23 protein-coding genes and 1 pseudogene are annotated in these 26700 nt (G+C 69.7%); 10 read left to right on the top strand and 14 right to left on the bottom strand.

Annotated features, from left to right (window positions below; genetic code table 11):
- Positions 1-58: 58 nt before the first annotated feature.
- From ABGB18_RS12190 to ABGB18_RS12205, 4 genes and pseudogenes are all read right to left on the bottom strand, one after another.
- Positions 59-1999, bottom strand: a complete 1941-nt coding sequence (locus tag ABGB18_RS12190; protein ID WP_347695556.1) for an NADH-quinone oxidoreductase subunit L — start codon at positions 1997-1999, stop codon at positions 59-61.
- 476 nt (positions 2000-2475) lie between these two features.
- Positions 2476-2778: pseudogene (nuoK, locus tag ABGB18_RS12195) on the bottom strand (NADH-quinone oxidoreductase subunit NuoK); the annotation flags it as partial.
- Entirely contained in the window at positions 2778-3551 is a 774-nt protein-coding gene (locus ABGB18_RS12200; RefSeq protein ID WP_347695557.1) for an NADH-quinone oxidoreductase subunit J, read from the bottom strand. The gene ABGB18_RS12200 and the pseudogene nuoK, both read right to left, overlap by 1 nt.
- Entirely contained in the window at positions 3548-4915 is a 1368-nt protein-coding gene (locus ABGB18_RS12205) for a 4Fe-4S binding protein (RefSeq protein WP_347695558.1), read from the bottom strand. The genes ABGB18_RS12200 and ABGB18_RS12205 overlap by 4 nt, the downstream gene beginning before the upstream one ends.
- 152 nt (positions 4916-5067) lie before the next feature.
- Here ABGB18_RS12205 and ABGB18_RS12210 point away from each other — a divergent pair, with 152 nt between their 5' ends.
- The 3 genes from ABGB18_RS12210 (at position 5068) to ABGB18_RS12220 (ending at position 8179) form a co-directional block, all read left to right on the top strand.
- Positions 5068-6267: a serine/threonine-protein kinase gene (locus tag ABGB18_RS12210; protein WP_347695559.1), complete on the top strand. Its 1200-nt coding sequence runs from the start codon at positions 5068-5070 to the stop codon at positions 6265-6267.
- A 554-nt stretch (positions 6268-6821) separates the two neighbouring features.
- Positions 6822-7295: a signal peptidase II gene (locus ABGB18_RS12215; RefSeq protein ID WP_347695560.1), complete on the top strand. Its 474-nt coding sequence runs from the start codon at positions 6822-6824 to the stop codon at positions 7293-7295.
- A gap of 398 nt (positions 7296-7693) precedes the next feature.
- The gene (locus ABGB18_RS12220) at positions 7694-8179 is read left to right on the top strand and encodes a hypothetical protein (protein ID WP_347695561.1); all 486 of its coding nucleotides are present in this window, start codon (positions 7694-7696) and stop codon (positions 8177-8179) included.
- 242 nt (positions 8180-8421) lie between these two features.
- Here ABGB18_RS12220 and nuoH read toward each other — a convergent pair whose 3' ends face one another.
- From nuoH to ndhC, 4 genes are all read right to left on the bottom strand, one after another.
- Entirely contained in the window at positions 8422-9363 is a 942-nt protein-coding gene (nuoH, locus tag ABGB18_RS12225; protein ID WP_347695562.1) for an NADH-quinone oxidoreductase subunit NuoH, read from the bottom strand.
- Positions 9356-9910 carry an NADH-quinone oxidoreductase subunit C gene (locus tag ABGB18_RS12230; RefSeq protein WP_347695563.1) on the bottom strand — a complete coding sequence of 185 codons (555 nt, stop codon included), beginning with the start codon at positions 9908-9910 and terminating at the stop codon, positions 9356-9358. The genes nuoH and ABGB18_RS12230 overlap by 8 nt, the downstream gene beginning before the upstream one ends.
- Positions 9907-10374 carry an NADH-quinone oxidoreductase subunit B family protein gene (locus ABGB18_RS12235; protein WP_347695832.1) on the bottom strand — a complete coding sequence of 156 codons (468 nt, stop codon included), beginning with the start codon at positions 10372-10374 and terminating at the stop codon, positions 9907-9909. The genes ABGB18_RS12230 and ABGB18_RS12235 overlap by 4 nt, the downstream gene beginning before the upstream one ends.
- A gap of 116 nt (positions 10375-10490) precedes the next feature.
- Positions 10491-10862, bottom strand: a complete 372-nt coding sequence (gene ndhC / locus ABGB18_RS12240; RefSeq protein WP_347695564.1) for an NADH-quinone oxidoreductase subunit A — start codon at positions 10860-10862, stop codon at positions 10491-10493.
- Positions 10863-11019: 157 nt separating this feature from the next.
- Between ndhC and ABGB18_RS12245 the strand changes: the two genes are divergently transcribed.
- The 5 genes from ABGB18_RS12245 to ABGB18_RS12265 all read left to right on the top strand — a co-directional run bounded on the left by ABGB18_RS12245 (position 11020) and on the right by ABGB18_RS12265 (position 17808).
- Positions 11020-12516, top strand: coding sequence for a polysaccharide deacetylase family protein (locus ABGB18_RS12245; protein ID WP_347695565.1), 1497 nt, complete (start codon positions 11020-11022; stop codon positions 12514-12516).
- Between the two features lie 250 nt (positions 12517-12766).
- The gene (locus tag ABGB18_RS12250) at positions 12767-14611 is read left to right on the top strand and encodes a 2-oxoacid:acceptor oxidoreductase subunit alpha (RefSeq protein ID WP_347695566.1); all 1845 of its coding nucleotides are present in this window, start codon (positions 12767-12769) and stop codon (positions 14609-14611) included.
- Positions 14604-15650, top strand: coding sequence for a 2-oxoacid:ferredoxin oxidoreductase subunit beta (locus ABGB18_RS12255; protein ID WP_347695567.1), 1047 nt, complete (start codon positions 14604-14606; stop codon positions 15648-15650). The genes ABGB18_RS12250 and ABGB18_RS12255 overlap by 8 nt, the downstream gene beginning before the upstream one ends.
- A 290-nt stretch (positions 15651-15940) precedes the next feature.
- On the top strand, positions 15941-16810 hold the full coding sequence (locus ABGB18_RS12260) for an NAD-dependent epimerase/dehydratase family protein (protein WP_347695568.1): 870 nt from the start codon (positions 15941-15943) through the stop codon (positions 16808-16810).
- Positions 16811-16821: 11 nt separating this feature from the next.
- Complete coding sequence (locus tag ABGB18_RS12265; RefSeq protein ID WP_347695569.1) at positions 16822-17808, top strand: glycosyltransferase; 987 nt, start codon at positions 16822-16824, stop codon at positions 17806-17808.
- On the opposite strand, the gene ABGB18_RS12270 is transcribed toward ABGB18_RS12265, so the two are convergent.
- Genes ABGB18_RS12270 through ABGB18_RS12280 form a run of 3 tightly spaced genes read right to left on the bottom strand, consistent with a single transcriptional unit; the run spans position 17790 to position 21925 of the window.
- Positions 17790-19076, bottom strand: a complete 1287-nt coding sequence (locus ABGB18_RS12270) for a hypothetical protein (protein WP_347695570.1) — start codon at positions 19074-19076, stop codon at positions 17790-17792. The two genes, ABGB18_RS12265 and ABGB18_RS12270, sit on opposite strands and share 19 nt — an antisense overlap.
- A 23-nt stretch (positions 19077-19099) precedes the next feature.
- Positions 19100-21151, bottom strand: a complete 2052-nt coding sequence (locus tag ABGB18_RS12275; protein WP_347695571.1) for a glycosyltransferase — start codon at positions 21149-21151, stop codon at positions 19100-19102.
- Positions 21152-21154: 3 nt separating this feature from the next.
- Positions 21155-21925, bottom strand: coding sequence for a WecB/TagA/CpsF family glycosyltransferase (locus ABGB18_RS12280; RefSeq protein WP_347695572.1), 771 nt, complete (start codon positions 21923-21925; stop codon positions 21155-21157).
- Positions 21926-22092: 167 nt separating this feature from the next.
- On the opposite strand from ABGB18_RS12280, the gene ABGB18_RS12285 reads away from it, so the two are divergent.
- The gene (locus ABGB18_RS12285) at positions 22093-22647 is read left to right on the top strand and encodes a dTDP-4-dehydrorhamnose 3,5-epimerase family protein (RefSeq protein WP_347695573.1); all 555 of its coding nucleotides are present in this window, start codon (positions 22093-22095) and stop codon (positions 22645-22647) included.
- Here the strand turns inward: ABGB18_RS12285 and ABGB18_RS12290 are convergent.
- The gene (locus ABGB18_RS12290) at positions 22580-23917 is read right to left on the bottom strand and encodes an O-antigen ligase family protein (RefSeq protein ID WP_347695574.1); all 1338 of its coding nucleotides are present in this window, start codon (positions 23915-23917) and stop codon (positions 22580-22582) included. The two genes, ABGB18_RS12285 and ABGB18_RS12290, sit on opposite strands and share 68 nt — an antisense overlap.
- The gene (locus ABGB18_RS12295) at positions 23914-24573 is read right to left on the bottom strand and encodes a hypothetical protein (protein WP_347695575.1); all 660 of its coding nucleotides are present in this window, start codon (positions 24571-24573) and stop codon (positions 23914-23916) included. Before ABGB18_RS12295 ends, ABGB18_RS12290 begins: the two co-directional genes overlap by 4 nt.
- 99 nt (positions 24574-24672) lie before the next feature.
- Between ABGB18_RS12295 and ABGB18_RS12300 the strand changes: the two genes are divergently transcribed.
- Positions 24673-25551 carry a DUF6492 family protein gene (locus tag ABGB18_RS12300; protein ID WP_347695576.1) on the top strand — a complete coding sequence of 293 codons (879 nt, stop codon included), beginning with the start codon at positions 24673-24675 and terminating at the stop codon, positions 25549-25551.
- Here ABGB18_RS12300 and ABGB18_RS12305 read toward each other — a convergent pair.
- Positions 25548-26618: a hypothetical protein gene (locus tag ABGB18_RS12305; protein ID WP_347695577.1), complete on the bottom strand. Its 1071-nt coding sequence runs from the start codon at positions 26616-26618 to the stop codon at positions 25548-25550. The two genes, ABGB18_RS12300 and ABGB18_RS12305, sit on opposite strands and share 4 nt — an antisense overlap.
- Positions 26619-26700: the final 82 nt, after the last annotated feature.

The raw sequence follows: 26700 nt of genomic DNA on the forward strand, positions 1-26700 counted from the left end.
GGCCGTGCCAGGGCTCGGGAGCGAGGTCGTGTCGGTGGTTGGGGGCGAGGCTGGGCCGTCATGTGAACATCACCGCACCCACCGCGATCAACAGGACGCCGGCGAGCACGCCGCTTACGTAGAGTTGGACGTTGCCGTTCTGGGCCAGTCGGAGCACTCCGGACAAACCGCGCGCCGATCTGCCCGAGCCGCGTACCGCCCCGTCCACGACCACGTCGTCCGTCCTGACGACCAGCCTGGCCAGCGCCAGCACCGGGCGTACGAACAGGGCGGCGTAGAGGCCGTCCACGTAGAACGCCCGCTCGCACGGCACTCTCAGCGGGCCCAGCAGGCGGGCTGGGTCGGCGACGGGGTCGCTGCGCCACACCGCGTACACGACACCGGCGCCGAGCACGGCGAGCACGACGCTGATGGACGCCACACCGAGGTCCAGGTGCGGCTCGCCGGCGAAGCCCAGCAGCAGGGCCGGGACCGCGAGGAGGACGACGGGCACGAGCATCGTCCTGGGGGCCTCCCTGACGTCCACGATGTGGGCCGTGCCGGGTGCGGGCTCCGGGAGCGCCACGGCTCTCGCCTCGCCGAAGAAGGTGCGCAGCCATGCTCTGGTGGCGTACGCGCCGGTGACGGCCACGGTGGCGAGCGCGCAGCCGTACAGCAGGAGGGCGGCCGCGTCCGTCAGGACGCCGGACGACAGCGCGTCGTCCATGGCCGCCAGGACGCCGTCCTTGCTGAAGAAGCCGCTGGCCGGAGGGATGCCCATGAGGGCGGCGAGACCGATCGTCATCGTGACGAACGTGACCGGCAACTCCCGGCGCAGGCCGCCCATCTGGGTCATCAGGTTGGAGCCGACGTGGTGGATCACCGCGCCCGCGCAGAGGAACAGCAGGGCCTTGAACGCGCCGTGGGTCAGCAGGTGGAAGATGGCCGCCGTGTCGGAGTTCGCGGCCAGGCCGCCTGCCATGTACGCGAGCTGGCTGACCGTGGAGTAGGCCAGCACGCGTTTCAGGTCGTCCTGGGCCAGCGCCGCCAGTGCGGCGCCCAGCATGCCCAGTGCGGCGATGACCGCCAGCACGTCCATGGTGGGCGGGGCGTGCTGGAACGCCGGGAAGAGCCTGGCCACGATGAAGATGCCGGCGGCGACCATGGTGGCGGCGTGGATCAGGGCGCTGATCGGCGTCGGGCCCGCCATGGCGTCGGGGAGCCAGGTGTGCAGCGGCACCTGGGCGCTCTTGCCCGCCACCCCGGCCAGCAGGAGCATCGTGGCGGTCACCAGGGTGGCCGTGGACATTTCCGGCACCTTGGCCAGCACTTCGGTGACGCGGAAGCTGCCCGCCGCCGTGCCGAGCACGAAGATGCCGAAGAGGAAGCCGACGTCGCCCAGGCGGGTGACGAGGAACGCCTTGACCGCCGCGCGGGAGTTGGCCCGATCTTCCCACCAGTGGCCGATGAGGAGGTATGAGCAGAGGCCCATGATCTCCCAGCCGACGTAGAGGACCAGGAGGTCGCCCGCGTAGACGACCAGGAGCATGGCGCTGGTGAACAGGCTGATGAAGGCGCTGTAGGAGGGGTAGCGGGTGTCGTCTTTGAGGTAGCCGACCGAATAGACCTGTACGGCGAGGGCTACGAGGGTCACCAGGACACCGAGGATGCTCGACAGGTTGTCGGCCTGGAGGGTGAGCGAGATCGGGATGCCGCCGGTGACTATCGAGCCGTAGGTCTGGCCCGTGGGGGGTGGTGATGTGGGGGTGCCGTCGCTGCTGAAGAAGGCGAAGCCTGGGCCCCAGGCCAGCCAGATGGTCAGGAGCGCTGCGGTGGCTGTGGGGAGGATCGCCAGCCAGGCTGCTCGGGTGTTGGCTCGCCCATTCGCCGCTTTGCCTGTGGCGTGGGCTTCCGTCTCCCCTCTGGCCTTGAGGTCGCGCGAGGCGGGCTCGGGAGCCAGGGGCGCGCCGGGCGGGGGCTGCTGCGGGGCAGGGTCTCCCGGCACAGGGCTTCCTGGCACGGGGCCTCCTGGCCCGGGGGTCCCCGGTGTCAGGGCTCCTGACGTGGGGGCTCCTGGTGTTGAGGCTCCCACTCGTCCTGGCGCGGGGGCGGTCGTGGGTCGGTGCGGCCAGCGGGAGAGCAGAAGACCCGCGAAGGCGGCGATGAACGGCAGGAGCACCGCTAGCAGCGGAAATGTCGTCATAGCGTGCCACCTCGCTTGACGGGCTTCTCGCCCTCACGTCCGCTGTCGGCTTCTGCGGCCTTCGCCTGATCTTCGGACTCCGTGGCATTCGTCCGGGCTTCGGTCTCCATGGCGTTTGCCGGGACTTCCGGCTCTGTTGGGTCGGTGGAATTCGTCTGCTCTGCGCGATTCCGTCCCGCGAGGTCTGCCCGTTCCGCTCGCTCGGTCCTCGTGCGTTCTGCCGGTCGGCGCTCAGTGAGCTCGTCGCCGTCGCGCGATCCGTCGTCCATGGAGTCGGCCTCGGCGTCGTGTGTCTCGGCAAGGTCTCGCAGGTGGTCGATGTCCACGGTGCGGCGGTTGCGGTAGAGCGCCAAGATGATCGCGAGGCCCAGGCCCACTTCGGCCGCTGCGATGACGATGACGAACAGCGTGAGCACCTGACCGCTGTGCAGGCGGTCGCCCAGCCAGACGTCGAACGCGACCAGGTTGAGGTTGACGGCATTGAGCATCAGCTCTACGGACATCAGCACGAGGATCGTGTTGCGTCGGGCGAGCACGCCATAGACGCCGATGGAGAAGAGCAGCGCGGAGATGACCGCAGGGTAGACGATGTGCACTACCTACCCCCGGTTTGGTCGGGCGGTTGGCTGCCGGCTTCCTGTTCGGGTGGAGGGCTACCGGCTATCTGGTCTGATGAGCTCGTGTCCGTGCCGAGTGTCTGCGCGGGTGACTGGGTGCTCGTGCCGGTCGGCTGAGCGGTTGGCTGCGTGAGTGTGCCGGCTGCGGGGGTGTGCTGGGGGCCCGTGCTGGGTGTCTGGGTGGGGGGCGGGCTGGGCGCCTTTCGGTCAGGGGGCGGGGCGCCGCGGATGTCTGTGCGGGATAGGACGATGGCGCCGATCAATGCGGCAAGCAGCAGGACGGACAGGGCCTCGAAGGGGAGGACCCAGGTTGCGAACACGCTGGCGCCCAGCTCCTTCGCGGCTCCGGGACCCGGTCGTAGCGGTGTGTAGGCCGTGCGGAAGCCGTCGATCACCACCGTTACCAGGATGGCCGCCGTCGCCAGTGCCACCAGGGCCGAGACCAGGCGGTTGCCGCTGTCGAGGTCGGCGGAGCGGCCGATGGGAGCGCGGGTGAGCATGATGCCGAACAACATCAACACCACCACCGCGCCCACATAGATCAGCACCTGGACCCAGGCCACGAACTCGGCGGTCAGCACGAGATAGCCGCCCGCCAGCGCGCCGAAGCAGACCACCAGCCACAGGGCGGCATGGACCAGTTGTTTGGTCGTGACGACAAGCAGCGCCGATCCAACCGCTACCGCGCCCAGCAGCAAGAAGACGATCTCTTGCCCGGTGGGTGACAGGTAGGAGGGCACCGCCTCGGTCACGACTCCTCCTCGGACTCCCTTGTCTCGTCAGGGCCGAGCCGTCCGGGTGGCCGGATGGACCGTGGATCGGCCATCCTGCGCCTGCGGGGGCTCGCGGCAGAAGTCTGCTCCTCCGGCCCGGGCTCCGGTTGCGGATCACCCTGGGCTGTGGACAACTTTTCTGGCGGCGACTCGCCTGTGGACGAAGCCTCCCCTGAGGGCAGTCCTGTGGCTCCTGGGGGCGGTCCTGACGGCTGCTGCCGCTCTGTTGTCCGGCTGCTGGAGTTGGGGGTGAGGTTCGTCGCGCCCTCGGCGTGAGAGCGGTCCTCAGGTGCGGCGTGCGTCCCACCATCAGAGATGGGGTCAGGCCGGCTCTGGGAGGTGGCCTGCCCGGGGGCGGACTGTGTCGCGTCGCTTCCGCCCTCGGCGGCGGTGTCGCCTGTTGTGTGAGCGGGGCTCGTCCTGGTGCCCGTGGGAGCGTCGGTGCCGACTGCTGGGGATCGGCCGGTGCTCGTCTCCGCGTCCGTGGACGAGGTGGTGCCCGCTGCCGGTTGCGGCGTGTCAGTGCCTTGCGGCCGCTCAGAAGGGGTGGTGGAGGGCTGGGGCGGGAGGGCGCCCGGGGGGCGGATTCCCCGTACGTTCGAGATAGAGCGGCGGGGGCGTTCGGGGCGCTCGCCCGGTGTGCGCGATGGTGCCGTGGGGGCGGGTGTGTCCGCGGGGCCGTTCGCCGGGCCGTTCGCCGGGTCGGACGCCGGGGTCGTGGCGGCTGGGGTCGTCGGTGGTGCTGGGGTGGGTGACTCGCCGGCGAGGGCTTCCTGGGTGCGACGCGTAGGTGGGGTGCGTCGGGGTTGTGCGGGCTTCGAGGAGTCCGAACGGGTGCCTGCGGGGCGGCGGGGAGCGGCGGTGAGTTCCTTCGGGGGCTCGGCGCCGGGGTCGTGAGCCGAGGGTGGCGGGACCGTGGGGGTCCAGGCTGCCAGCGTGTCCTTTTCGTGGAGGAGGTTGCGGATGTCGCCTTCCGCGTACTCGAACTCCGGAGACCAGAAGAGGGCGTCGAAGGGGCACACCTCGATGCAGATGCCGCAGTACATGCACAGCGAGAAGTCGATGGCGAAGCGGTCGAGGACGTTGCGCTGGCGGGCGCGGCCGCCCTCCGGGGCCGGGATCGTCTCCTTGTGCGAGTCGATGTAGATGCACCAGTCGGGGCACTCTCGGGCACAGAGCATGCAAGAGGTGCAATTTTCCTCGACCAGGGCGATGACGCCTCGGCTGCGGGGCGGGAGGGCGGGCTTGACCTCGGGATACTGCTGCGTGACTGATTTGCGCAGCATGTGGCGAAGGGTGATGGTCAACCCTTTCGCCAGTCCGACTCCCGGAATGCGCGCCATGGTTCAACATCATGACGCACTTGGCCGCAGACGTGAATGCGCCAGAGCGTTGTCCCCGGTTTTTCCACAGCCATCCACAGGTTGACAGGAGGTTATCCACAAGCTGTGCGCATGCCCGATATGAGCCACGCTATGGCGATAGTCTCTCGACCATGCAGCAGAGCCATCAGGTCCGCCCCGGGGGCGGGGCGTGGGCGGCCGCCGTGGTGTGGGCCTGCCTGCCCCTGTTCACATGTGGCCTGGCGACTCCGTTCAGCATCGGGTTCGCGGCCTACTGGTTGCGGAGCGTCTGGCAGGCCCTCGCGGCGTCCGTCTACCTCGTCGCCATCGGCTCCTTCGTGATCTCGGCGCTCGCCTACAACGACTTCGAGGACATTCCTGAGCCGCTGGGTGTGCTGGTGGCGCTTGGGTTGTTCGTCAGTTGGCTCGGCGGGGTCATTCACTCGGGGATTCTGGTGCCGTTCATGGTGCGGGCGCGGTTCAGGGCGCCGACGTACCAGCCGGTGCCGCCCAGGGCACCGGTCTATCAGCAGGTGGACCTGCGACAGCGGACCACCGCGCCCTCGCTCGACCTGCCTTCTGGGCAACCGGAGTGGATCGGGCATTATCGGGTGCTCAAGTCACTCGGGCGCGGCGGGCAGGGGGCGGTTTATCTCGCGGCGGCGCCCAACGGAGCGCGGGTGGCCGTGAAGGTGTTGCACGATCTGGTGGATGAGACGGCGCGGGTCAGGTTCGCGCGGGAGGCGGACGCGGCCCGGCGGGTGGCGACGTTTTCCACAGCCAGGATGCTCGATGTCAACATCACCGGCCGTCACGCGTACATTGTCAGCGAATACGTGGAGGGGCCGTCGCTTGAGCAGCTCGTACGGAAGCACGGGCCTCGGGACCAGGACAGCCTGACGCGGCTGGCGTTGTCCACAGCCGGGGCGTTGGCGGCCATTCATAAGGCGGGGGTCGTTCATCGTGACTTCAAGCCGAGCAACGTGCTGATCGGGAACGACGGGCCGCGCGTGATCGACTTCGGGATCGCTCGGGCGCTTGATCAAGTGACTGTGACGTCTGGGAAAGTGATGGGGACGCCGCCTTACATGTCGCCCGAGCAGTTGACGGGGGAGGCTGTGGGGCCGGCTTCCGATGTGTTCAGCTGGGCAGTGACGATCATGTTTGCGGCTACGGGACGGCCGGCGTTCGGGGAGGACACTGTGCCTGCCGTTTTCAACCGGGTGTTGACGGTTCATCCGGACTTGTCGCCGTTGCCGCCTGGATTGCGGGGGGTTGTGGGGGCTTGCCTCAGCAAGAGTCCAGGGGATCGGCCTTCGGCTTCTGACGTGATGCTGGCGATCATTCACTGAGGGACTGAGCAGGTACGCGTCGGTCTTCGGGCTGGGTGCGGGGTGCAAGGTACGGGGTGCGGGGTGCTGGTTTCAGGTTGAGCGTGGGTCGGGGTGAGCGCGGGTCGGGGTGGCTTTGGGTCAGGGCTCTTGGGTGAACGGGGTGTGTCAGGTGTGGAGTCGTTGAGGTTGCACGTGCGGGGCTGGGATGTCTCGTGCCGATCGACAAGGACGTGACGCGAGGAATCGTCGCTTCGGGGAAGCCCACGTTCTCCAGATGGCGGAGGTGATCGTGTACTCCGTCTGGTCAGGACTCAAGGGCGCAGCACCTGGTCGCGACGGCGCACGATGTTCTGCGTCATCCGGCCGCCCATGAGCGGCTCGTCCCCGGCGTCTTCCACGCCATCAATATCTTCTGGACCTCAACACCCACAGACGTCCTGGCCGAGCGGATCATTCTGGGCGGGCTTTGGCTAGATTCGGGGCGAATGGGTGCGTGTTGTGGGATTGAGGTAAGGATGTCAGGCGGGCCGACTTCGAAGGTTACGAGGCTGGGCTTGCGGCCGTACGGATGGATGATCGTGCTGGCGGCAATGGTCCTTCTCACAGACCAGGTCTCCAAGTTCTGGGCGCTTTCTGCGCTTTCGGACGGTGAGCGCATCACGGTGATCCCACAGCTGATTCACTTCCGGCTGTTGTTGAACCCTGGTGCCGCGTTCTCGATTGGGGAGGGGGCGACGTGGGTGTTCACGCTGACGGCGGCTGCGGCGGTTGTCGGCATTCTGTACGTCGCACGTCGGCTGCGCTCGACGGCCTGGACCATCGTGTTGGGTGCGTTGCTGGGCGGTGCCGCCTCCCATCTGCTTGACCGTCTCTTTCGCCCTCCTGGGTTCGCTCAGGGCCACGTCGTCGACTTCATTGACTATGGCCTGTTCGTTGGCAACGTCGCTGACATCGCGCTCACTGGAGGCTGCGCCCTGCTCCTGCTGCTCAGTGTGCGCGGTGTTCCCTTGGAAGGGGTGGCCGGCAAGGAGCATCCGTCCGCGTAGCGCGTGGCGGGGAATTGGCTTCGCAGCTCATGGCCGGGAAACCGACCTCAAAGCGATGTGGCGAGGTAGCTGTAGAAGCCGGCCAGGGTCGGCTCGGTGAGGGCGTACAGCAGCGGATTGACGGAACGGTTCTGCCGGGCTGTCCCGCGCGCTCCTGATCCACGTTCCCGACCCACAGGCCCGATCCCGGGCCCGACCCGCGCTCACGATCCCGGGGCCGACTCGCGGGCCTGACCCACACTCCCGCCCTGCGCCGGGCCCGATCCCGGGCTCGATTCGCGGGCTTCCGTGAGTGGTCGAGGCCGCGGGCGGAAGCAGTCGCAGGAGGAATGCGATGAGCCGGCGACCTGAGCCGGGCTGGCGAGCAAGGGCGACTACGGGGTTGCCTCGTGGGTGGAGTGGAGCAGCGTGAGGTACTCGTTGCGGGTCAGACGGTGTACGTACAGGAGCAGGTTGTGGCGTTTGACGAAGCGGTTCGCGTCTTCCGGGGGCCAGGGGCCCGGGAGGTGGTGGAGGGCTCGGCCGGTTCTGTCGAGGATGAACAGGCCCGTCAGGCCGTCGTATCTGTAGAGGAGAAGGCTGAGGGCCTGGCCGGGGGCTTCGCCGATGGGCAGGTCGGCCAGGAGTTCGTCGCCGTGGTTGACCCGGAGCCTGTTGTCGGGTCTGGTGCTCAGGTACAGGCCGCCGGGCGAGGACAGGGCGGTGCCCTTTTTTCACTCGGGGCGGTGGAGTCTTGCGCTGACCGGGCGGATGACCAGCAACAAAGGGCTGACGGCCACGCCCTGGCTGGTGTGGCGCTTTTGTTTGCTGCCGGCGACCATGACTTGCTGGTCGTACTGATAGCGGTAAAGGCGGGCCGGCGTCACGCGTACCGGATGGCCTGACGCCTGGTCGGTGACGGACAGAGATTGCCCGTCTGAGGCCAGCATGGTTTTGGGCAGCGACTTCCCTTTATCGCACCGGCGATCGGCAGGATTTGGTTCACTGGCATTCTCCCCAAAGGCCCCTTGCCGGTAACGACGAATAAGGCGGGGATAAAGTTTCCGCGCGCGGCTACGCCTTACGAAGGCTCGGCCGGGTCGGACGCCTCACGAAAGCTCCACCGGGTAAACGCCTTGCGAAAGAGTCAGAGGAGGACCTTCACCACGCCGGTCAGGGCCAGTTGCACGAGGGCCAGGGGGACGAGGATGGCCCAGGCGAGCTTCTGCAGCTGGTCCTCGCGCAGCCGGGGGAAGGTCACCCGGAGCCAGATGACCACGAACGACAGCAGGAAGACCTTGACCAGGGTCCAGACCCAGCCGGGCAGGAACGGGCCCTGCCAGCCGCCCAGGAACAGCACGGTGGTCAGGAAGGACAGGACCACGATGCCCGCGTATTCGGCGAGCATGAACAGGGCGAAGCGCATGCCCGTGTACTCGGTCATCGGGCCCATGATGATCTCGGACTCGGCGATCGGCATGTCGAACGGCGGGCGCCGGAGCTCGGCGAGGCCGGCCAGGAAGAAGACGACGCCGCCGATCGCCTGCCACGGCAGCCACCACCACTGCCACGCCTCGACGATCCCGGGCAGCGACAGCGTGCCGGCGGCCATCGCCACCGAGGAGGCCGCCAGGACCAGCGGCAGCTCGTACGACATGAGCTGGGCGGCCGAGCGCATGCCGCCGAGCACCGAGTATTTGTTGGCCGAGGCCCACCCGGCCATGATCGAGCCCAGCACGCCGATGCCCATGACGGCGAGCACGAAGAAGAGGCCGAGGTCGAGGTCGACGGCCACGGCATCGCGGTCGATGGGGATGGCGATCAGCACGACCAGGTACGGGATGAGCGCCACGCCGGGCGCGATCATGAAGATGCGGCGGTCGGCCGCGGCCGGGATGACGTCCTCCTTCTGCATGAACTTCACCCCGTCGGCGATGAGCTGCGCCCAGCCGTGGAAGCCGCCCGCGTACATGGGGCCCAGCCGCGACTGCATGTGAGCCATGACCTTGTGCTCGGTCTGCCCCACGATCAGCGGGAGCACCAGGAACACGACGAGGATGACGGCGAAGCTCAGCACCACTTCAAGCATCGGGCGGCCCCCAGTCGGCTGGCACTCCAGGCGGAAGCGTCTTGCGGCGGCTCGGGGCACCGTGTCCCGACTCGCCGGGTTCCTTGGCACCGGGCCACGGCTTTGCCACGCGCGCCGCCAGGACGAACTCCTTGCGCAGCGGATGCCCCTCGAAGCCGTCGGGCAGGAGCAGCGGCACGAGGTTGGGGTGACCGTCGAAGATCACGCCGAACATCTCGTACGTCTCGCGCTCGTGCCAGTTGGCCCCTCGGTAGACGCCCACGACGGTGGGGAGGTGGGGATGCTCGCGGGGGACGCGGGTGCGCAGGAGGAGGCGTTCGCCGGCGGGCGGATGATAGACGTGGGCCACCACGAGGAAGGCCTCCGGCGGGTCGTCGACTCCGGTCAGCCAGTCGAAGTAGGCGTAGCCGAGGTCGTCGCGGGCGAACGTCACCAGTTCGAGCCAGTCGGCCGGGGCGACGTCGATCGTGATGTCACCGTACGACTCGGTGGCCTCGGCCCGCTCGCCGAACCTCGCCGAGAGCCGGCCGCCGAAGCCCGCGTTCACGCCTCCTCCGCGTGGGAGCGGGACCAGACGTAACGGTCGCTGAGCTTCTCCCCCGCGATCTTCTCCTGCAGCTTCATGATGCCGTACAGGAGGGCTTCGGGTCTGGGCGGGCATCCGGGGACGTAGACGTCGACGGGGACGATCTGGTCGACGCCGTTCGTCACGCAGTAGGAGTCCCAGTAGGGGCCGCCGGAGTTGGAGCAGGCGCCGAACGAGATCACGTATTTCGGGTCGGGCATCTGCTCGTAGAGGCGTTTCACGGCCGGGGCCATCTTGTCGGTGACCGTCCCTGAGACGATCATGAGGTCGGCCTGCCTGGGACCGTTCGCGAACGGGATCACGCCGAACCTGATGAAGTCGTGCCGGCTGGCCGAGGCCGCGATGAACTCGATCGCACAGCAGGCCAGCCCGAAGTTGAACACCCACAGGGAATAGCGCCGGCCCCAGTTGAGCACGAAGCGCATGGGCTTGGGTGCCAATCTGGAGATCGGGCCGACTGTGGGCATCGGGAGATCGGTCGCTGCCATGGTGTCCATTCTGGCGCGGATCGCAGCTCAGGCAAGAGGATCTCCGCCGGGGGCTAGGTCCAGGTGAGTACGCGTTTGCGCCAGGCGTACACGATGCCGAGGGCGATGAAGCCGAGGAAGACGAACATCTCCACCAGCGTGGTCAGGCCGTATCCCGGGGCGTCGAAGACCGTGGCCCACGGGAACAGGAAGACGGCGTCCACCGCGAAGACCACATAGAGGTAGGTGAAGACGTAGTAGCGGACCTGCGACTGCGCCCATCCGTCACCGACCGGGTCGACCCCGCACTCGTACGTGGTCAGCTTCTCGGCGGTGGGGCGGCTGGGGCGGAGGAGCCGGTTGGCCATCAGGGCTCCGGCCACGATGGCGACACCGATGGCCAGGAGCGCGGCGACGAGCACGTAGGACCCGAAATAGCCGTCCATGACGGGATGGTAACCCAGGCCGGGCCGATGAGACCCGAAGCCCGCCGTCCCGACCGTTACCCAGCCAATACCAAGCCCAGGTCAAGGCATCCGCCCTATCACGCCAAATCCCACAAAATCGGTATAAACTTCAAGATCAATCCCATAACGTGACTGCATGCACAAAGCGCGATTCTGCACCGGAATCGCTCTGCTGGCCCTCTCAACAGGCGCGACAGGCGGCTGCGGCCTGGTCACCGCCTACCCCGAGCGGGACATCATGGTCCCGGCAGAGCCGACGCTGATCGACTTCGTCGATCCGGCGACCGTCGTCGGCCTGTCCACCAGAACGATGGCCATGGGTGACTACACGAGCCGGCGATACGTGCACATCAACTACCCCGAGTTCGCCGACGCTCCCGCGCTCAACAGAGCGCTCAAGGCCGAGGTCCAGCGACAGGTACGGGTCTTCCGCGCCCGCACCGGCGCCCCGGCCCGCAGGCACCCCGAGCTGAACGTGGACTGGCAGGTGGCCGCCGCCACTCCCCAGGCGCTCGCGGTGCGGCTGCGCAGCGGCGAGTTCGTCGGCGACACCTGGGGCAACTCCACCCGTACTTACTGGTACGACCCGCAGACCGGCAAGGCCGTCGGCTCCACCGGCCTGATCGCCGGGAAGGGCCCGCTGGAGCGGCTCGCCGCGCTGGTCAGGGAGCAGCTCAAAGGGCGGGGGCCGCAGGTGGACTGGCGCGGCGCGACGTCCGGCGGCGACCGGTTCGACTCCCTGGCGTTCAACGGGAGCGGCGACCTGGTGGTCGAGTTCGACGACTGTCAGGTCGGGCCGTGCTCGCTCGGCCGGGTGGCCGTGGCGGTGCCGAGCGCCCAGGCGACACCGCTGCTGTCCGCGCTGGGGCGGCGGGCCCAGGACAGCGCCAGGGCCCGGGCGAGCGTCAAGGCCAAGGAGAGCGGCGCCAAGGAGATCGGGCTCCCTCTCCCCCAGGCCCGCCCTCCGGCCGCCAGCAACCGGGCGGGCAGCGTGAACTGCGCGGCCGTCAAGTGCGTGGCGCTGACCTTCGAGGACGGGCCCGGGCCGGACACCGGCAGGTTGCTCGACATCCTCCTGCGGAACCAGGCGCGGGCCACGTTCTTCACCGTCGGCAGCAACGCCGCCGCGCAGCCCGGGTTGCTGCATCGGATGAGCGACGAGGGCCACCTGGTGGGGAACCACAGCTGGGGACACATGGACCTGGCGTCCCAGACGAGCAGCAAGATCGCCGACTCGCTGCGCCGCACCCAGGACATGGTGTCGACCACCATCGGGCAGACCCCCACCCTGGTACGCCCCCCGTACGGGACCGTGAGCCCGGCGCTGCGGGCGGTGGCGGCCCAGCTCGGCCTGGCGCTGGTGACCTGGGACGTCGACTCGGGAGACTGCTCCGACGCGAATTCGGGGGACATAGCGGACCGGACCGTGCGTGCGGCGCATCCAGGTGCGATCATTCTTATGCACGACATCCGTCGGGAATCCGTTGACGCGGTTCCGGACATCCTCAAAAGGTTGCGTGGGAAGGGTTACAGCTTCGTCACCGTTCCTGAGTTGTACGGCTCTGCCGGGATGCAGGCCGGACACCTGTACAGGTCAGGGAACGAGCTGCCGAGTAAGCAGCCCCTGACGTAGCGCACGTGTTGGGGGGACGTATAGTTGGCGCTCGTGACCCGAACCGTCCTGTTCGCCCGCCTGCATGTAGACCTCTGCAGGCTCGCGTCCGGACTGTGTCGTCGTTCTCCCACCTCACACTGACTCCGACCGCGCCCGCGTTTACCCGCAGTTTGCGGGTCGCAAACGCGTGACCTTCCGAGGATCTAGCATGGAAACAGAGAACGCGTCCAAAGCAACCGCGCCTTGGCGCGTCGAGGAGGACTGAGCTGTGACGAAGCAGGTCCAGCAACTCGACCGCGTGATCATCAGGTTCGCCGGGGACTCCGGCGACGGTATGCAGCTCACCGGAGACCGCTTCACCGCGGGCACGGCGGAGTTCGGCAACGACCTGTCGACGCTGCCCAACTTCCCGGCCGAGATCCGCGCACCCGCAGGCACCCTGCCTGGCGTGTCGAGCTTCCAGCTCCATTTCGCCGACCACGACATCCTCACGCCCGGCGACGCGCCGAACGTGCTCGTGGCCATGAACCCGGCCGCCCTCAAGGCCAACCTCGGCGACCTGCCCCGGGGCGCCGACATCATCGCCAACACCGACGAGTTCACCAAGCGCAATCTGCAGAAGGTCGGCTACGACGCCAACCCGCTGGAGGACGACTCGCTGAGCGAGTGGCGGGTGCACGCGGTGCCGCTGACATCGCTCACCGTGAAGGCCCTGGAGAATTTCGACCTGTCTAAAAAGGACGCCGAACGGTCGAAGAACATGTTCGCCCTCGGCCTGCTTTCGTGGCTCTACCACCGGCCGACCGAGCACACGATCAAGTTCCTTGAGCAGAAGTTCGCCAGGAAGCCCGACATCGCCAAGGCCAACATCGCGGCCTTCCAGGCCGGGTGGAACTACGGGGAGACGACCGAGTCGTTCTCCGTCTCCTATGAGATCAAGCCCGCGCGACTGGCACCCGGCGTCTATCGCAACATCTCGGGTAACCAGGCGCTCGCGTACGGGTTGATCGCGGCCAGTGTGCAGTCGAAGCTGCCGCTGTTCCTGGGCTCGTACCCGATCACCCCGGCCAGCGACATCCTGCACGAGTTGTCCAAGCACAAGCGGTTCGGCATCCGTACCTTCCAGGCGGAGGACGAGATCGCGGGGGTCGGCGCGGCGCTGGGGGCCGCGTTCGGCGGGGCGCTGGGCGTGACCACCACGTCCGGTCCCGGGGTGGCGCTGAAGGCCGAGACGGTGGGCCTGGCGGTCACCACCGAGTTGCCGCTGATCATCGTGGACGTGCAGCGGGCCGGGCCGAGCACCGGCATGCCGACCAAGACCGAGCAGACCGACCTGCTGATGGCCATGTTCGGCCGCAACGGGGAGTCGCCGGTGCCGATCGTGGCCCCGATGTCGCCGAGCGACTGCTTCGACGCGGCCGTCGAGGCGGCCCGGATCGCCGTCAAATATCGCACGCCGGTCATGCTGCTCTCGGACGGCTACCTGGCCAACGGCTCGGAGCCCTGGCGCCTGCCCGAGATTTCCGACTTGCCCGACATCTCGCAGAGCTTCGCCACGGAGCCGAACGGCACCGACGGCGAGTTCCTGCCGTACAAGCGTGACACCGAGACCCTGGCCCGCCCGTGGGCCATCCCCGGCACGCCCGGCCTGGAGCACCGCATCGGCGGCATCGAGAAGGCCGACGGCACCGGCAACATCTCCTATGACCCGAACAACCACGACCTCATGGTCCGCTCCCGGGCCGCCAAGATCGCCGGGATCGACGTGCCCCCGCTGGAGGTCGACGACCCCGACGGGAACGCGCGGGTGCTGATCATCGGGTGGGGCTCGACGTACGGGCCGATCGCGGCGGCCGTACGCCGCATCAGGCGCAACGGCGGCGCGGTCGCCCAGGCGCACCTGCGTCACCTCAACCCGCTGCCCGCCAACACCGGCGAGGTCATCAAGCGCTACGACAAGGTGCTGCTGCCCGAGATCAACCTCGGCCAGCTCGCCCTGCTGCTGCGGGCCCGTTACCTCGTCGACGTGATCAGCTACAACCGTGTGCGCGGGCTCCCGTTCAAGGCCGAGGAGCTGGCCGGAGTCATCCAGGACGTGATCGACAGTGACTGAGCTGGTGAACGGCAAGGGGCTGAGCCTCATCCCCAAGACCGACGTGAAGCAGACCCTCAAGGACTTCAAGTCCGACCAGGAGGTCCGCTGGTGCCCGGGTTGCGGTGACTACGCGATCCTGGCCGCGGTGCAGAGCTTCCTGCCCGAGCTGGGGCTCAAGCGTGAGAACATCGTGTTCGTGTCGGGCATCGGCTGCTCGTCGCGGTTCCCGTACTACCTCAACACCTACGGTTTCCACTCCATCCACGGCCGGGCCCCGGCCATCGCGACCGGGCTGGCCGCCTCCCGGCCGGACCTGTCGGTGTGGGTGATCACCGGTGACGGGGACGCGCTGTCGATCGGCGGCAACCACCTGATCCACGCCCTGCGCCGCAACGTCAACCTGAACATCCTGCTGTTCAACAACCGGATCTACGGGCTGACCAAGGGCCAGTACTCCCCGACGTCCGAGGTCGGCAAGATCACCAAGTCGACGCCGATGGGGTCGCTGGACAAGCCGTTCAACCCGATCTCGCTGGCCATCGGCGCCGAGGCGTCGTTCGTGGCCCGGACGATCGACTCAGACCGCAAGCACCTGCAGTCGGTGCTGCGCGAGGCCACGGCACACCAGGGCACCTCGCTGGTGGAGATCTACCAGAACTGCAACATCTTCAACGACAACGCCTTCGAGCAGCTCAAGGACCCGGCGCTGCGGGACGACATCACGCTGCGGCTGGAGCACGGCCAGCCGATCGTGAGCGCCTCCAAGGCCGTCGTACGCTCGGCGAACGGCGGCATCGAGGTGGTGGCCCGCGACGGCGTGAGCGAGGACCGGATCGTTGTGCACGACGCGCACAACCCGGACCCGTCGGTGGCCTTCGCGCTCAGCCGGCTGGACGAGCCGGCGTTCGAGCACGTGCCGATCGGGATCTTCCGTCAGGTGGCCCGCCCGGCCTACGACGTGCTCATGGCCGAGCAGCTTGAGGAGGCCGTGGCGCAGAAGGGCCCGGGCGACCTGAGCGAGCTGCTGCTCGGTGGCGACACCTGGCGCATCAACTGAGACCGGCGTCGAAGCGCCGCCGCTCCCCCTTGGGGGCGGCGGCGCGCCCGTTCCCGGCGGGACGCGCCCGCTGGGCGACACTGACGAGCGACTCGTCGCTGTCGGCCGGACGGCGGCCGGTGGGGTCCGGCCACCGGCACGCCCAGGGGTGCCCGCATTGCTCCAAACGCCGGCGCTAGCGCGGTAGGCGGCATTCACGGTTTGATGGGCCTGCTTGTCCGAGCGACCCCTTGTGGGGCCGCGTATCCGAGCGGGCCCGTTCGCGTGCCTGCGGAAGGGGGCGCTGTCCGTTGGAGTGGCAAGACAGGCGGGTGCTGGTGACGGGGGCGTCCGGGTTCATCGGCGCGCACCTGGTCAGGCGGCTGGGCGAGCTGGGCGCGAAGGTCCACGGGGCGAGCCGGGCCACGGGCGCCGACCTGCGGGACACCGAGGCGGTCAAGGCCCTGTTCGCCGCCGTCCGGCCCGAGGTGGTCTTCCACCTGGCCGGCGAGGTGAACGGGGCCAGGGACGTGTCCGTCGTGCGGGCCACGCTGGAGGGCAACCTCACGGCCACGGTGAACGTGCTGACGGCAGCCGGGCCCGGCTGCCGGGTGGTGCTCGCGGGGTCGAGCGAGGAGCCGCGGCCGGGGAACGGGCACTGCCCGCCGCCGTCGCCGTACGCGATGGCCAAGGCGGCGGCCACCGGCTACGCCGAGCTGTACCACCGGTTGTGGGGACAGCCCTACACGATCGTGCGCCCGACCATGGTGTACGGGCCCGGCCAGCGCGACACCGCCAAGCTGGTGCCGTACGTGACGCTGGCGCTGCTCAAGGGCGACAAGCCGCGGCTGACCAGCGGGGCCAAGGTCGTGGACTGGGTCTACGTGGACGACGTGGTCGAGGCCTTCGTGCTGGCCGGGCTGAGCGAGCGGGCGGTGGGACAGGCGTTCGACGTGGGCACGGGGACGCAGGTGTCGGTGCGGGAGGCGGTCGAGCTGCTCTACCGGATCGCCGGCGAGGAGTCGCCGCCGCCGTTCGGGGCCGTCCCGGACCGGCCGCTGGACGTGCCGCAGACCGCCGACCCGGGGCCCGCGCTGGAGCTGATCGGCTGGCGGCCGCGCGTTGGGCTGGCGGAGGGGCTGCGCCGGACCGTGGAGTGGTACCGGGCGGCCACGGGATGACGGAACGGCCGGTGGACGGGACCTCTCCGCGTGTGGCGGTGGTGGTCGTCACCTACAACAGCGCCGACGTGCTGGAGGGCTGCCTGGGCAGCCTCCCCGCGGCCGCGCGGGGCGTGGACCTGGTCGCGGTGGTCGTGGCCGACAACGCCTCGGCCGACGACTCCCTGGCCATCGCCGAACGGGCCGCACAGCCGCCACAGGCGAGCACGCCACCGCCACAGGCGAGCACGCCACCGCCGCGGGCAGCCGCGCCGTTGCCGGTGCGCACGGTGCGGGTCGGGAGGAACGCCGGCTACGCGGCCGCGATCAACGCCGCCGTACGCACCCTGGACCTGGACACGCTGGACGCCGTCTACGTCGTCAATCCGGACTGCCGGCTGGCGCCCGGGTCGATCGCCCCGCTGGCCGCCGCGCTGCGTGCTCCCGGTCGCGGAATAGCCGTGCCGCACCTGGTCAATCCCGACGGATCCCCCCAGCCGTCGTTACGCCGGATGCCCACGGTCGGCCGGGCCGTGGCCGAGGCGCTCATCGGAGGGAACCTGGCCGGGCGGCTGTGGCGGCTCGGCGAGCTGGTGACCGACCCCCGCGCCTACGAGCGCCCCGGTGCGTACGCCTGGGCCACGGGCGCGGCGATGCTGCTGGCCGTGCCCGCCATGCGCGAGATCGGCCCGTGGGACGAGTCGTTCTTCCTCTACAGCGAGGAGACCGAATACTGCCTGCGCGCCGCCGACCTCCGCTGGACCACCTGGTACGAGCCGCGCTCGGTGGTGGAGCACATCGGCGGCGCGGCGGGCACGGACCCCGCCCTGGCCGCGCTGCTCATCGTCAACAAGGCCGAGCTGTTCAGGCGGCGCAGGGGCCGGCCGGCCGGCGCCGCGTACCACGCCGCGCTGCTGCTGGGCGCGGGCGTGCGGGCGCTGGCCGGGCACCGGATCGCCCGCTCGGGCTTCGCGGCCCTGCTCCGCCGCCGCCGACCGGGTCAGATCGGGATCTTGTAGATGTGGTAGGAGTGCTCGGCCGCGAACGTGTCACTGAAGCGCCCCGAGCCGTCGATGGGCACGGTCCGCCCCTCGAAGAGCACCTCCGCCTTGTCGGCCCTGATCCCCGGCGGCAGAGAGAGCGTGTGCGTGCCCGGCTGCACACCCCGCCCCAGCATGGAGAACACGTAGTAGTACCCCTGGTACGACTTGAGCATCGTGTCCAGGCCCTTGTTGAAGGTGTGCTTGTAGGACTGGGTGTTGAGCACCGGGGCGAGCTGGTGGATGCGCTTGTTCAGCTCGACGACCGTCGGCCTGATCCGGTCCCCGCAGTGGTCGCGCAGCACGTGCTGCGACTGGCAGGGGCCGCCGAAGTTGTGGTTGAAGTAGATGATCCCGCGGGCCTCGTGGATGAGCGAGCTCATGACGGCCCCGGCGAGCTCGTGCGGCTCGATCGCGCGCTTGTCGTCGGCGCCCGGCCAGCCCACCTCGATGACCGCGTAGATCGGCTGCAGCCGCCCGTCCTGCGCGTCCAGCCGGCGGAGCTTGTCGATGAGGGCGCCGTAGTTGGCCGACAACCGGCACTGGTCGGTCGCCAGGTTGAGGTAGTTCTTGGCGTCCTCGCAGATCCCCGAGGCGGTGTACCAGTAGACGTCGGAGGAGACGATGTCGGTGTAGCCGTTGACGAACTTCGCCGCGTCCGACTCGCTCTGCCAGACGATGACGCCCTTGCCGAAGTTGGCGTAGTGCGGCCGGCCGTCCTTGGGCAACCGGCTCTTCTGCTCCGACAGCACGGTGTAGCCGCAGCCTTCGTCCTTCGGGATGCACAGGTCGCCCTCGCCCGGGCGGTTGCCCGTCCAGCCGGCCGCGCCGGCCCCGGCCCACATGTCCACCTCGTCGTCGAGCACGTAGCCCACCGTCTCGCTGCCGTAGCCGACCAGCGGCTTGCTGGTCAGCGCCGACATGCCGTTGTCACGTACGAGCTGCGGGTTGCTCGTGCCGGTCAGGCCGACGTAGGTGTTGATGCCCAGCGCCTTGTCGTCGGGGGCGTCCTCCGGCTCCACGACCGACTCCAGCCACAGGCCCACGGGGAAGAACCCGGAGTTGACCCAGCCCGCCTGGGAGGCCGAGGCGTATCGGGCGTAATAGACCGGGCCGCCCTCCCACGGCACCTTGGCCAGCGACGGCTGGACCGGCGTCCCCGGCTGTAACCAGGACAGCACCAGCACGAGCACGACGGCCAGGGCCCCGATGCCGAAGACGGACGCGGGGGACCGCTTTCTCCCCATTGCCTCTCCTCAACCTTTGTTACCTACGGCCCTTCGGCCAGGGTCATGAGTTCGGCGGCGCGGGAGGACCACGACGCACCGAGTACGGACTCGCGTAACGCGGCGGGCTCCTGCGGCCCGCCGTCGCTCAAGGTCGTTCGGACGGCGGCGACGAACTGGGCGGGGCTGGTGGCGATCCTGACCCGGTCAGTGTAATTCGCCAGTTCGGCGAAGTCCGTGCTCACGACCGGCAGGCCCAGCGCCAGGTACTCCTTCAGTTTGATGGGGTTGGCGTGCTTGATCCAGGGGTTGTCCAGCCACGGCATGATGGCCACGTCGAACCCCGACCCATAGCCCGGGATGTCCTCGTACCGGCGGAAGCCGAACCAGTGGACGTTCGGATACTTGGTCAGCCGGCCCATCGGCACGGTGGCGTCGCCGATCAGCACGAGGGAGACGTCCGGCAGCTCCGCGGCGACCCGTTCCAGCAGGTCGAAGTCCACCAGGTAGTCGTCGAGCGCGCCGAAGAAGCCCACCCGCGGCCCCGGAACGCCCGCCAGCTCGGCGGGCAGGCGCTCTCGCCTGGTGAAGTGCTCCAGGTCCACACCGTGGTCGAGGAAGTGGGCGCGCTCACCGGTGAGCGGGCGCTCCTCCGCCATCAGCGCCCGGCTGACATAGAGCACATGGTCCGCCTGCCGCAGCAGGGCCCTCTCCAGCGCCTCGATGGTGGCCGTGTCGGACTCGGGGAAGGCCGAGTGCCGGTCCGACCGGTTGAACACCAGCGCGCGCCTGCGCATCGGGCGTACCACGTCCCAGGCGGTGGGGATGGTCGTCATGATCACCCGGTCGCGCAGGCCCAGCGCCCGGCACACCACCCGTACCTGGGTGCGGACCAGCACCGCGTTGAGCGCGCGTAACAGGGGCGAGCCGTAGAAGGGCAGCGGCAGCGGCGACATCACGTAGAAGCCGGGCATCGGCTGCCGGACCAGCTTGGCCACGCTCCGCAGCTTGCGCATGATCCGGCGCACCGGCTGGGTGGAGGTGCCGGGCTTCGGCATGCGCATGCCGATGCTGTTGACCACCAGCACCTTCCGGTGCCGGGCCACCGCGCGCATGAGCTGGAAGTCGGAGTGGGCGCGGTTGTGGTACCACCAGTCCTGGGCGGAGAAGCACACGTAACCGGGCCGCTCCGGCCGGCCGGGCGGGCTGGGCCAGGCCGGCAGCTCCCACAGGGCGCGCAGCGCGGCCCGGTGCCGGTGGCCGCCCGCGCGGCCCCGGGTGAGCGCGCGCAGTCCCTCGTTGAGCGCGACCGCGGCACGCATCGCCTGGCCCCTGAGCGCGCCGTGGCGCTCGCGGTGCAGCCTGACCCGGTTGGCCGCCGACAGCGCCCAGAGCGCGCTGGAGCTCGCCTGCTCGCCTCCGAGGTGCACGGCCCGAGCCCGCGGCTCGTAGCGGACGGCGAATCCGCGGTCGCCGGCCCGCAGCATGTACTCGGTCTCCTCGGAGTAGAGGAAGTAGCGCTCGTCCAGCGGGCCGATGGCGTCCAGGCACGCGCGGGAGACCAGCCAGGCGGCGCCGGTCGCCCAGTCGGCGCTCCGCGCGGCGGCGTAGGAACGGGGGTCCACGACGAGTTCGCCCAGCGGGCCCACCCGGCCGGCCCGGTATCCGCCGAGCAGTGCCTCGCCGACCGCCCTGAGCACCGTGGGCCGCCTGCGCAGCGAGAGTTGCGGGGCGCCGTCCTGCCCGGCGAGGCGGGGCACGGCGATGCCGGTCCCCGGCCGCGCCAGCGCCTCGCGCAGGTGGGTGATCGCCGTCTCGTCCAGGCGGATGTCCGGGTTGAGCACCAGCACGTCGCAGTCCTCGGCCGCGTCCGCGCCGGCGTTCACCCCGGCCGCGAAACCTCCGTTGTGCCGCAGGGCGAGGATCTCGGCTGCCGGGTCCGCCCGGCGTACGACGTCGATCGTGTCGTCGGTGGAGGCGTTGTCCACCACGATGACCCGGGCCGGGCCCGCGTCGCGCAGCGCGGCGCGTACGGAGGTCAGGCAGTCGGCGATGACGGCGCCGCTGTGGTACGTGACGATCACTACCGCGAGCATCGTTCACCCTCTCCGGAGGCGGGTGCGGAGCGCCTGGACCAGCAGGCGCACGGCGAAGGGAGCGTCGTCCACCAGGTAGCGGCGGGCCAGCCGGCGCGGTTCGAGGGCCAGGCGGTGCAGCCATTCGGCGCCGCTGCGCTGCAGCACCTCGGGCGCCCGGCTGAACCTGCCCGCGGCCATCGGGATGCCCGCGCCACAGCCCAGGTGCCAGGCCCGGGGCAGGCCGGGGCGCAGCAGCGCGATCACCCGCTCCTGCTTGGGGAACCCCAGCCCGACGAGCACGAGGTCGGGCGCCGCGGCCACGACCCGCTCGACCACCTCGCGCAGCAGCCCGGGGTCGGTCTCGAACCCGTACGGCGGCGAGTACGCCCCCGCCACCCATAACCCCTTGTAACGCTCCATCAGCGCATCACCGGCGGCCTCCGGCACCCCTTCGTCACCGCCGAGCAGGTAGACCGAGCGCCCCTCGGCCGCGGCCCGCTCCGAGAGCGTGAACACCAGGGACGCGCCGGTCACGCGCTCCCGGATGGGGATCCCCGCCAGCCGGCCCGCCCAGACGACCGGCATGCCGTCGGCCACGACCAGCGGGGCCTGGGCGACCAGCGCGGCCAGCGCGGGATCGCGGGTCGCGGCCCGCACGATGTCGACGTTGGCTGTCACGATCCAGCCGCCCCGGCCGGCCCGCCAGCCCGCGGCGACCCGGTCGGCCAGCGCCGACTCGGTGATCGAGGCCACGTCGATGGCGCCGACCCGGACCCGGGGAAGGGCAGCCATCAGGGAGTGGTCCGCGGAAATACGATCGCCCCCCGCGCTCGCAGCCGACCCGAGCTTTCCACGAGGTAATCGCGAGACAAGAGGGACTCGTTACGCCTTCCCATAACAAGACCCGGAAAATAATGAGAAACGAATATTCGGCGGATGAATCATGGAATATGGGGGCCATGAGAGTAGAGCGCGGCGCACTCGACGGGGTGCTGCTGTTCATCCCCACCCAGCACCACGACGACCGGGGCTTCTTCACGCGTACGTTCGACGCCGCGCTGGCCAGGGAACACGGGCTCGACCCGGCCGCCTTCATCCAGGACAGCCAGTCGCGCTCGCGCCGGGGCGTCATCCGGGCCCTGCACGGCCGGGGCGGGCAGGGCGAGGCCAAGCTCGTGCGCTGCGCCCGCGGCGCCGTCCACGACGTGCTGGTGGACGCCCGCCCGGAATCGCCGACGTTCGGGCGGCAGATGGCGACGGTGCTCGACGACGAGACCTTCGCCCACCTGTACGTGCCCCGCGGCCTGCTCCACGGCTACCAGGCGCTGACCGACCAGGCCGACGTCTGCTACCGCATCGACCGGGAGCACGACCCGGAGGAGGACATCGCGGTCCGGTACGACGACCCCGACCTGGCCATCGCCTGGCCGCTGCCGGTGAGCGTGATCAGCCCGCGCGATCTGGCGGCTCAGTCGTGGGCGCGGGTGCGGCAGCGGTTGCTCGCACCGACCTGAGCAGCGCGCCCGCCGCGCCGATCAGCAGGAACGACAGCCCGGTGACCGTGGCGAACGAGCGCAGGTCGAACGTCGCCGAGCCCAGCGGCGGTACCACCAGGCAGGCCGTCAGGGCCAGGGCGAGGTCACGCGTCACCGGGTCACGGGACAGGTGGCGGGCCCGCAGCACCGACCACAGCGCGGCGACGAACAGCCCGACGAAGACCAGCAGGCCGATCACGCCGGTCTCGACCAGCGATGAGATGTACTGGTTGTCGAAGATCAGGTGCTTGGGGGCGTACCAGGTGCCCAGGCCCCGGCCCAGCCACGGGCTCTTGGCGATCTCCGTGCCGGCCACCGTGTAGTCGTGGGTCCGGTAGCTGATGCTGGAGTCGGTGTTGAGGTTGGCGAACAGGTCCACGATGGTGCCGAGCACGCCGGGCATCACGATCCTGATCGCGATCAGTGACCCGGCCACGGCCAGCGCCCCGAAGATCCGGCGCTCCTTCGGCCAGCCGGCGAAGAGCACCACGCCCGCGGCGGCCAGGCTGAGCACCGCCGAGCGCGACACGGAGAACAGCAGCCCGGCCGCGATCAGGCCGGTGCACACCCACCAGCGCAGCCGGGCCTCGCGGAAGGCGTAGTGCAGCGCCAGCGGGAGGATCATGGCGCAGACGACGCCGAACTCGATCGGGTGGCCGGTGGTGGCGGCGACCCGGTTCAGGCCGCCGCGCTCCAGGATGGCCGACTCCTCCTGGGTGAAGCGCAGCCCGGGCAGCGTCAGGTAGTTCGTCACGTCGAAGTGCAGGACGAACTGGAGCGCCCCGATGACCCCGATCACCGCGCCGGCCACCGCGACGGTCTTCAGCACCAGATCCAGCCGGTCGCGCGTGCGTACGCCGTCGCACACCATGAGCGTGATGCCGACCGAGGCGACGACCAGCACCATGCTCCGGTCGGCCAGGCTGACCTCGTCGCCGGGCAGGTAGCTGGAGGCGGCGTAGAAGTAGGTGGCGACCATGGCGATCGTGTAGCAGAACAGCGCGCTGCGCACGGGGGTCGGGCCCTTGGCCGCGCCCAGGGTGCTGGTGAAGTGCGCGCAGAACCACAGCAGGGCGGCCACCAGCCCGAACGCGTCGGCCGGGGTGAGTGAGAACGGCAGGCCGCGGAAGACGAGCCTGGCGGGGATCAGCATCAGCGCCACGGTGAAGAGGGCGGCGACCGTGGCGGCGTCGGCCCGGCGCGGCACCGCCCCGCGCACGGCGGGGGCGAGCTTGACGTCGGCGGTCACGCGCGCCGCCTGCGCAGCGCGGCCAGCGCGCTCTCCGTCGCGAACGCCGAGACCAGGCTGCCCATCCCGCCCAGCAGCGCCGCCCCGGCCGCCGCCCGCAGCTTGCTGGTCCGCTGCGCCTCGGCGACCGTCGGCCGGACCATCTCGTGTGCCTGGATGTAGGTGGAGACGGGCGCGTTCAGCCAGCGCTGCCGCTCGGCCAGCTCGACGTCGGCCTGCTGGATGACCTGCCGCACGATCGTCCCGGCGGCCTCGGCGGTGGGCCCCTTGCCCTCGATGAAGACGAACGGCCCGGTCGCCAGCGTCTCGGGGTTGCTGTTGCCGTTGGTGACCACGTAGGACACGGGCCCGCCCGGCACCACGCCCAGCTCGGCGACGGTCTCCGAGGTGTTCAGGGCCTGGATGAGGATCGTGGCCGTCATGTTCAGCCCCCAGTCGAAGTTGAGCAGGGGGTTGGTCCGGGCCAGCTTCTTGCCGGGCTCGGCGGGCTGGGTGCCGCCGGTGATGGGGGTGGTCAGCACCAGCACCGCGTTGGAGACGTACTGGGTGGGTACGGACATGTAGATCGCGTACGTCCCGGCCAGGGTCAGCAGGAACATCGGGATCGTGACATACCAGCGACGGACGATGACAAGGACCGTCCCCCAGAAATCCACGAGCTTCCTCCCCTGTGCTCGCTAGGCAAATCGTGCCGGATGCCGAGCCGTGTTACCGATGCGGCGGTAACACTTGGATCGGTCCCGCGATAGATCTTCGTGAGCACCTTGGCGGTCATCACACCCAGCTACGGGCCGGACGCGGCGCTGTTCGCGGAGCTGCACCGTTCGGTGCTGGAGCTCACCCCGGCCGACACCGTGCACCACGTGATCGTGCCGAGCGCCGACAAGGCGGTGTTCGCCCCGTACGCGGGCCCGCGCTGCCGGGTGCTGACCGAGCCCGAGGTGCTGCCCCGTCGTTACCGGCGCCTGCCCCGCGGCCTGTGGGGCAACCTGCGGCGCCCCTGGCCGCCCGTGCGGGGCTGGGTGATCCAGCAGGCCATCAAGATCGCGGTGGCCGCCCAGATCGAGGCCGACCTGGTGCTGATCGCCGACTCCGACATCGTGCTCGTCCGCCCGACCACGCCCGCCCGGTTCACCACGGACGGCCAACTGCACCTGCACCGGGCCGAGAACGCGGTGCACGCGGGCATGCCGAGGCACCTGCGCTGGCACCAGGTGGCCCGCGAGTTGCTCGGCCTGCCGCCCGCCGCCGGGCCGCCGCTGCACGACTACGTGACCTCGCTGAACTTCTGGGATCCGGCGATCGTGCGGGCCATGTGCGCTCGCATCGCCGAGGTCTCGGGGCAGGACTGGCTCGACGCCTTCAACGCCCGCCTGCACATCTCGGAGTTCATCCTGTACGGCGTCTTCGTGGACCAGGTGCTGGGCACCCACCCGCCCTCCGACACCACGATCTGCCACAACAGCTGGGACGACACGCCCATGGACCTGGCCACCGCGCTGGCCTTCGCCGACCGGCTGGGGCCCGACGCGGTCGGCATGATGATCTCGGCGAAGTCGAGGACGCCGCCCGAGGTCCGTCAGGCGGCGTTGGAGCGCTGCACGCGGATCGTCCGGGGTGAGCACGCGGGCTAGTCCCGCCCCGGGAGCGCTCCGCCGATGCGCACGACCGCGATGGGACCGGTCGGCATGCCGTCATCCATGATCAGCAGGTCCTCGTCCTCGTGGCCTTTCACGTCACCGCCGCCCGTACCGCCCTCATCGCGCTCGTCGTCCTTGTCGCTCTTGCCGCTCTTGTCGCTCTTGCCGCTCTTGCCGCTCTCGTCGTCAGCCTGGCCGTCCTTGCCGCCCTCCGCACCGTCGCCCTCCGCACCGTCGCCATCGGCACCGTCGCCGTCCTGCCGGGTGCCGTCCCGCCGGGTGCCGTCCTCGCGGTCTGCGTCGGCGAGGTCCTCGTGCGGCGCCTGCGGCGGCTCGGCCGAGCTCAGGTCGACCTCCGCCCCGGTCTCGGTCTCGGGCGCCTGCTCCGCCTGTCGCCGTGCCCTGCGCCGATCGAGCAGGCCGCGCTGCCGCGCGAAGTAGGCCAGGCCGAAACCGAGCCCGACCGTGACCACGAACCCCACCAGCCCTGACTGCAGCTTGCCCTCCGTCTCCGGCTCGGGCGGGATCGCCGGCACCACGTCCAGGATCGTGATGTGGGTGGAGGTGGGCGCCCGCAACGCCCGCTGCCGCTGGACAAGCTCGGTGCTGATGCGCTGGCGGGCACGTTCCATCACGGCGATCGCGGAGGACGAGGAGTCGCTGTCCACTTTCACGTAGATGTAGGGCCCGTTGCCGCTGATGCCGAGCAGATCGGGGTTGGAGCGGCCGTCGTCGATCGTGACCTCGGTGGGCCCGTCCGGCCGCACACCGATGTCGCGCAGCGCGTCCGGCCCGTTCATGGACAGGATGAGCATGCCCGCGGTGGTCCGCAGGCCGTCGCTGAACTGCAGCAGCGGGTTGGTCAGCCCCACCGGGATGTCGGGGTCGGCGTTGAGCGTGCCGCCGGCCGCGGGCGTGGTGAGCAGCATCGAGGCCGTCGTCACGTAACGCGTCGGGGTGAGGAGATAGCCGGCCAGGGCGGCGGCCAGCGCCAGCGCGATTATCGGTGGTCCGATTGTCCAGCGCCGGGCAAGGTCAAGAATCGACCTCCAGAAATCCACGTCTCCCCCTGACTCGACGGCGCTCCACCGGCAGGATATCGCCATAAATAATCGGGAAATTCCCACTTCTCGTTACAGAAGA

It is taken from the genome of Nonomuraea sp. B12E4 (assembly GCF_039871825.1).
In the GTDB taxonomy this organism is placed as follows: Bacteria; Actinomycetota; Actinomycetes; order Streptosporangiales; family Streptosporangiaceae; genus Nonomuraea.

Bases quoted from the DNA above. Each gene is read 5' to 3' on its own strand.
- nuoH (WP_347695562.1), bottom strand. From the start codon at position 9,363: ATGCTTGAAGTGGTGCTGAGCTTCGCCGTCATCCTCGTCGTGTTCCTG.
- ABGB18_RS12275 (WP_347695571.1), bottom strand. From the start codon at position 21,151: ATGCTCGCGGTAGTGATCGTCACGTACCACAGCGGCGCCGTCATCGCC.
- ABGB18_RS12235 (WP_347695832.1), bottom strand. From the start codon at position 10,374: ATGCGCTTCGTGCTCAACTGGGGCCGGCGCTATTCCCTGTGGGTGTTC.
- ABGB18_RS12285 (WP_347695573.1), top strand. From the start codon at position 22,093: ATGAGAGTAGAGCGCGGCGCACTCGACGGGGTGCTGCTGTTCATCCCC.
- ABGB18_RS12205 (WP_347695558.1), bottom strand. From the start codon at position 4,915: ATGGCGCGCATTCCGGGAGTCGGACTGGCGAAAGGGTTGACCATCACC.
- ABGB18_RS12280 (WP_347695572.1), bottom strand. From the start codon at position 21,925: ATGGCTGCCCTTCCCCGGGTCCGGGTCGGCGCCATCGACGTGGCCTCG.
- ABGB18_RS12210 (WP_347695559.1), top strand. From the start codon at position 5,068: ATGCAGCAGAGCCATCAGGTCCGCCCCGGGGGCGGGGCGTGGGCGGCC.
- ABGB18_RS12270 (WP_347695570.1), bottom strand. From the start codon at position 19,076: ATGGGGAGAAAGCGGTCCCCCGCGTCCGTCTTCGGCATCGGGGCCCTG.
- ABGB18_RS12215 (WP_347695560.1), top strand. From the start codon at position 6,822: ATGATCGTGCTGGCGGCAATGGTCCTTCTCACAGACCAGGTCTCCAAG.
- ABGB18_RS12245 (WP_347695565.1), top strand. From the start codon at position 11,020: ATGCACAAAGCGCGATTCTGCACCGGAATCGCTCTGCTGGCCCTCTCA.
- ndhC (WP_347695564.1), bottom strand. From the start codon at position 10,862: ATGGACGGCTATTTCGGGTCCTACGTGCTCGTCGCCGCGCTCCTGGCC.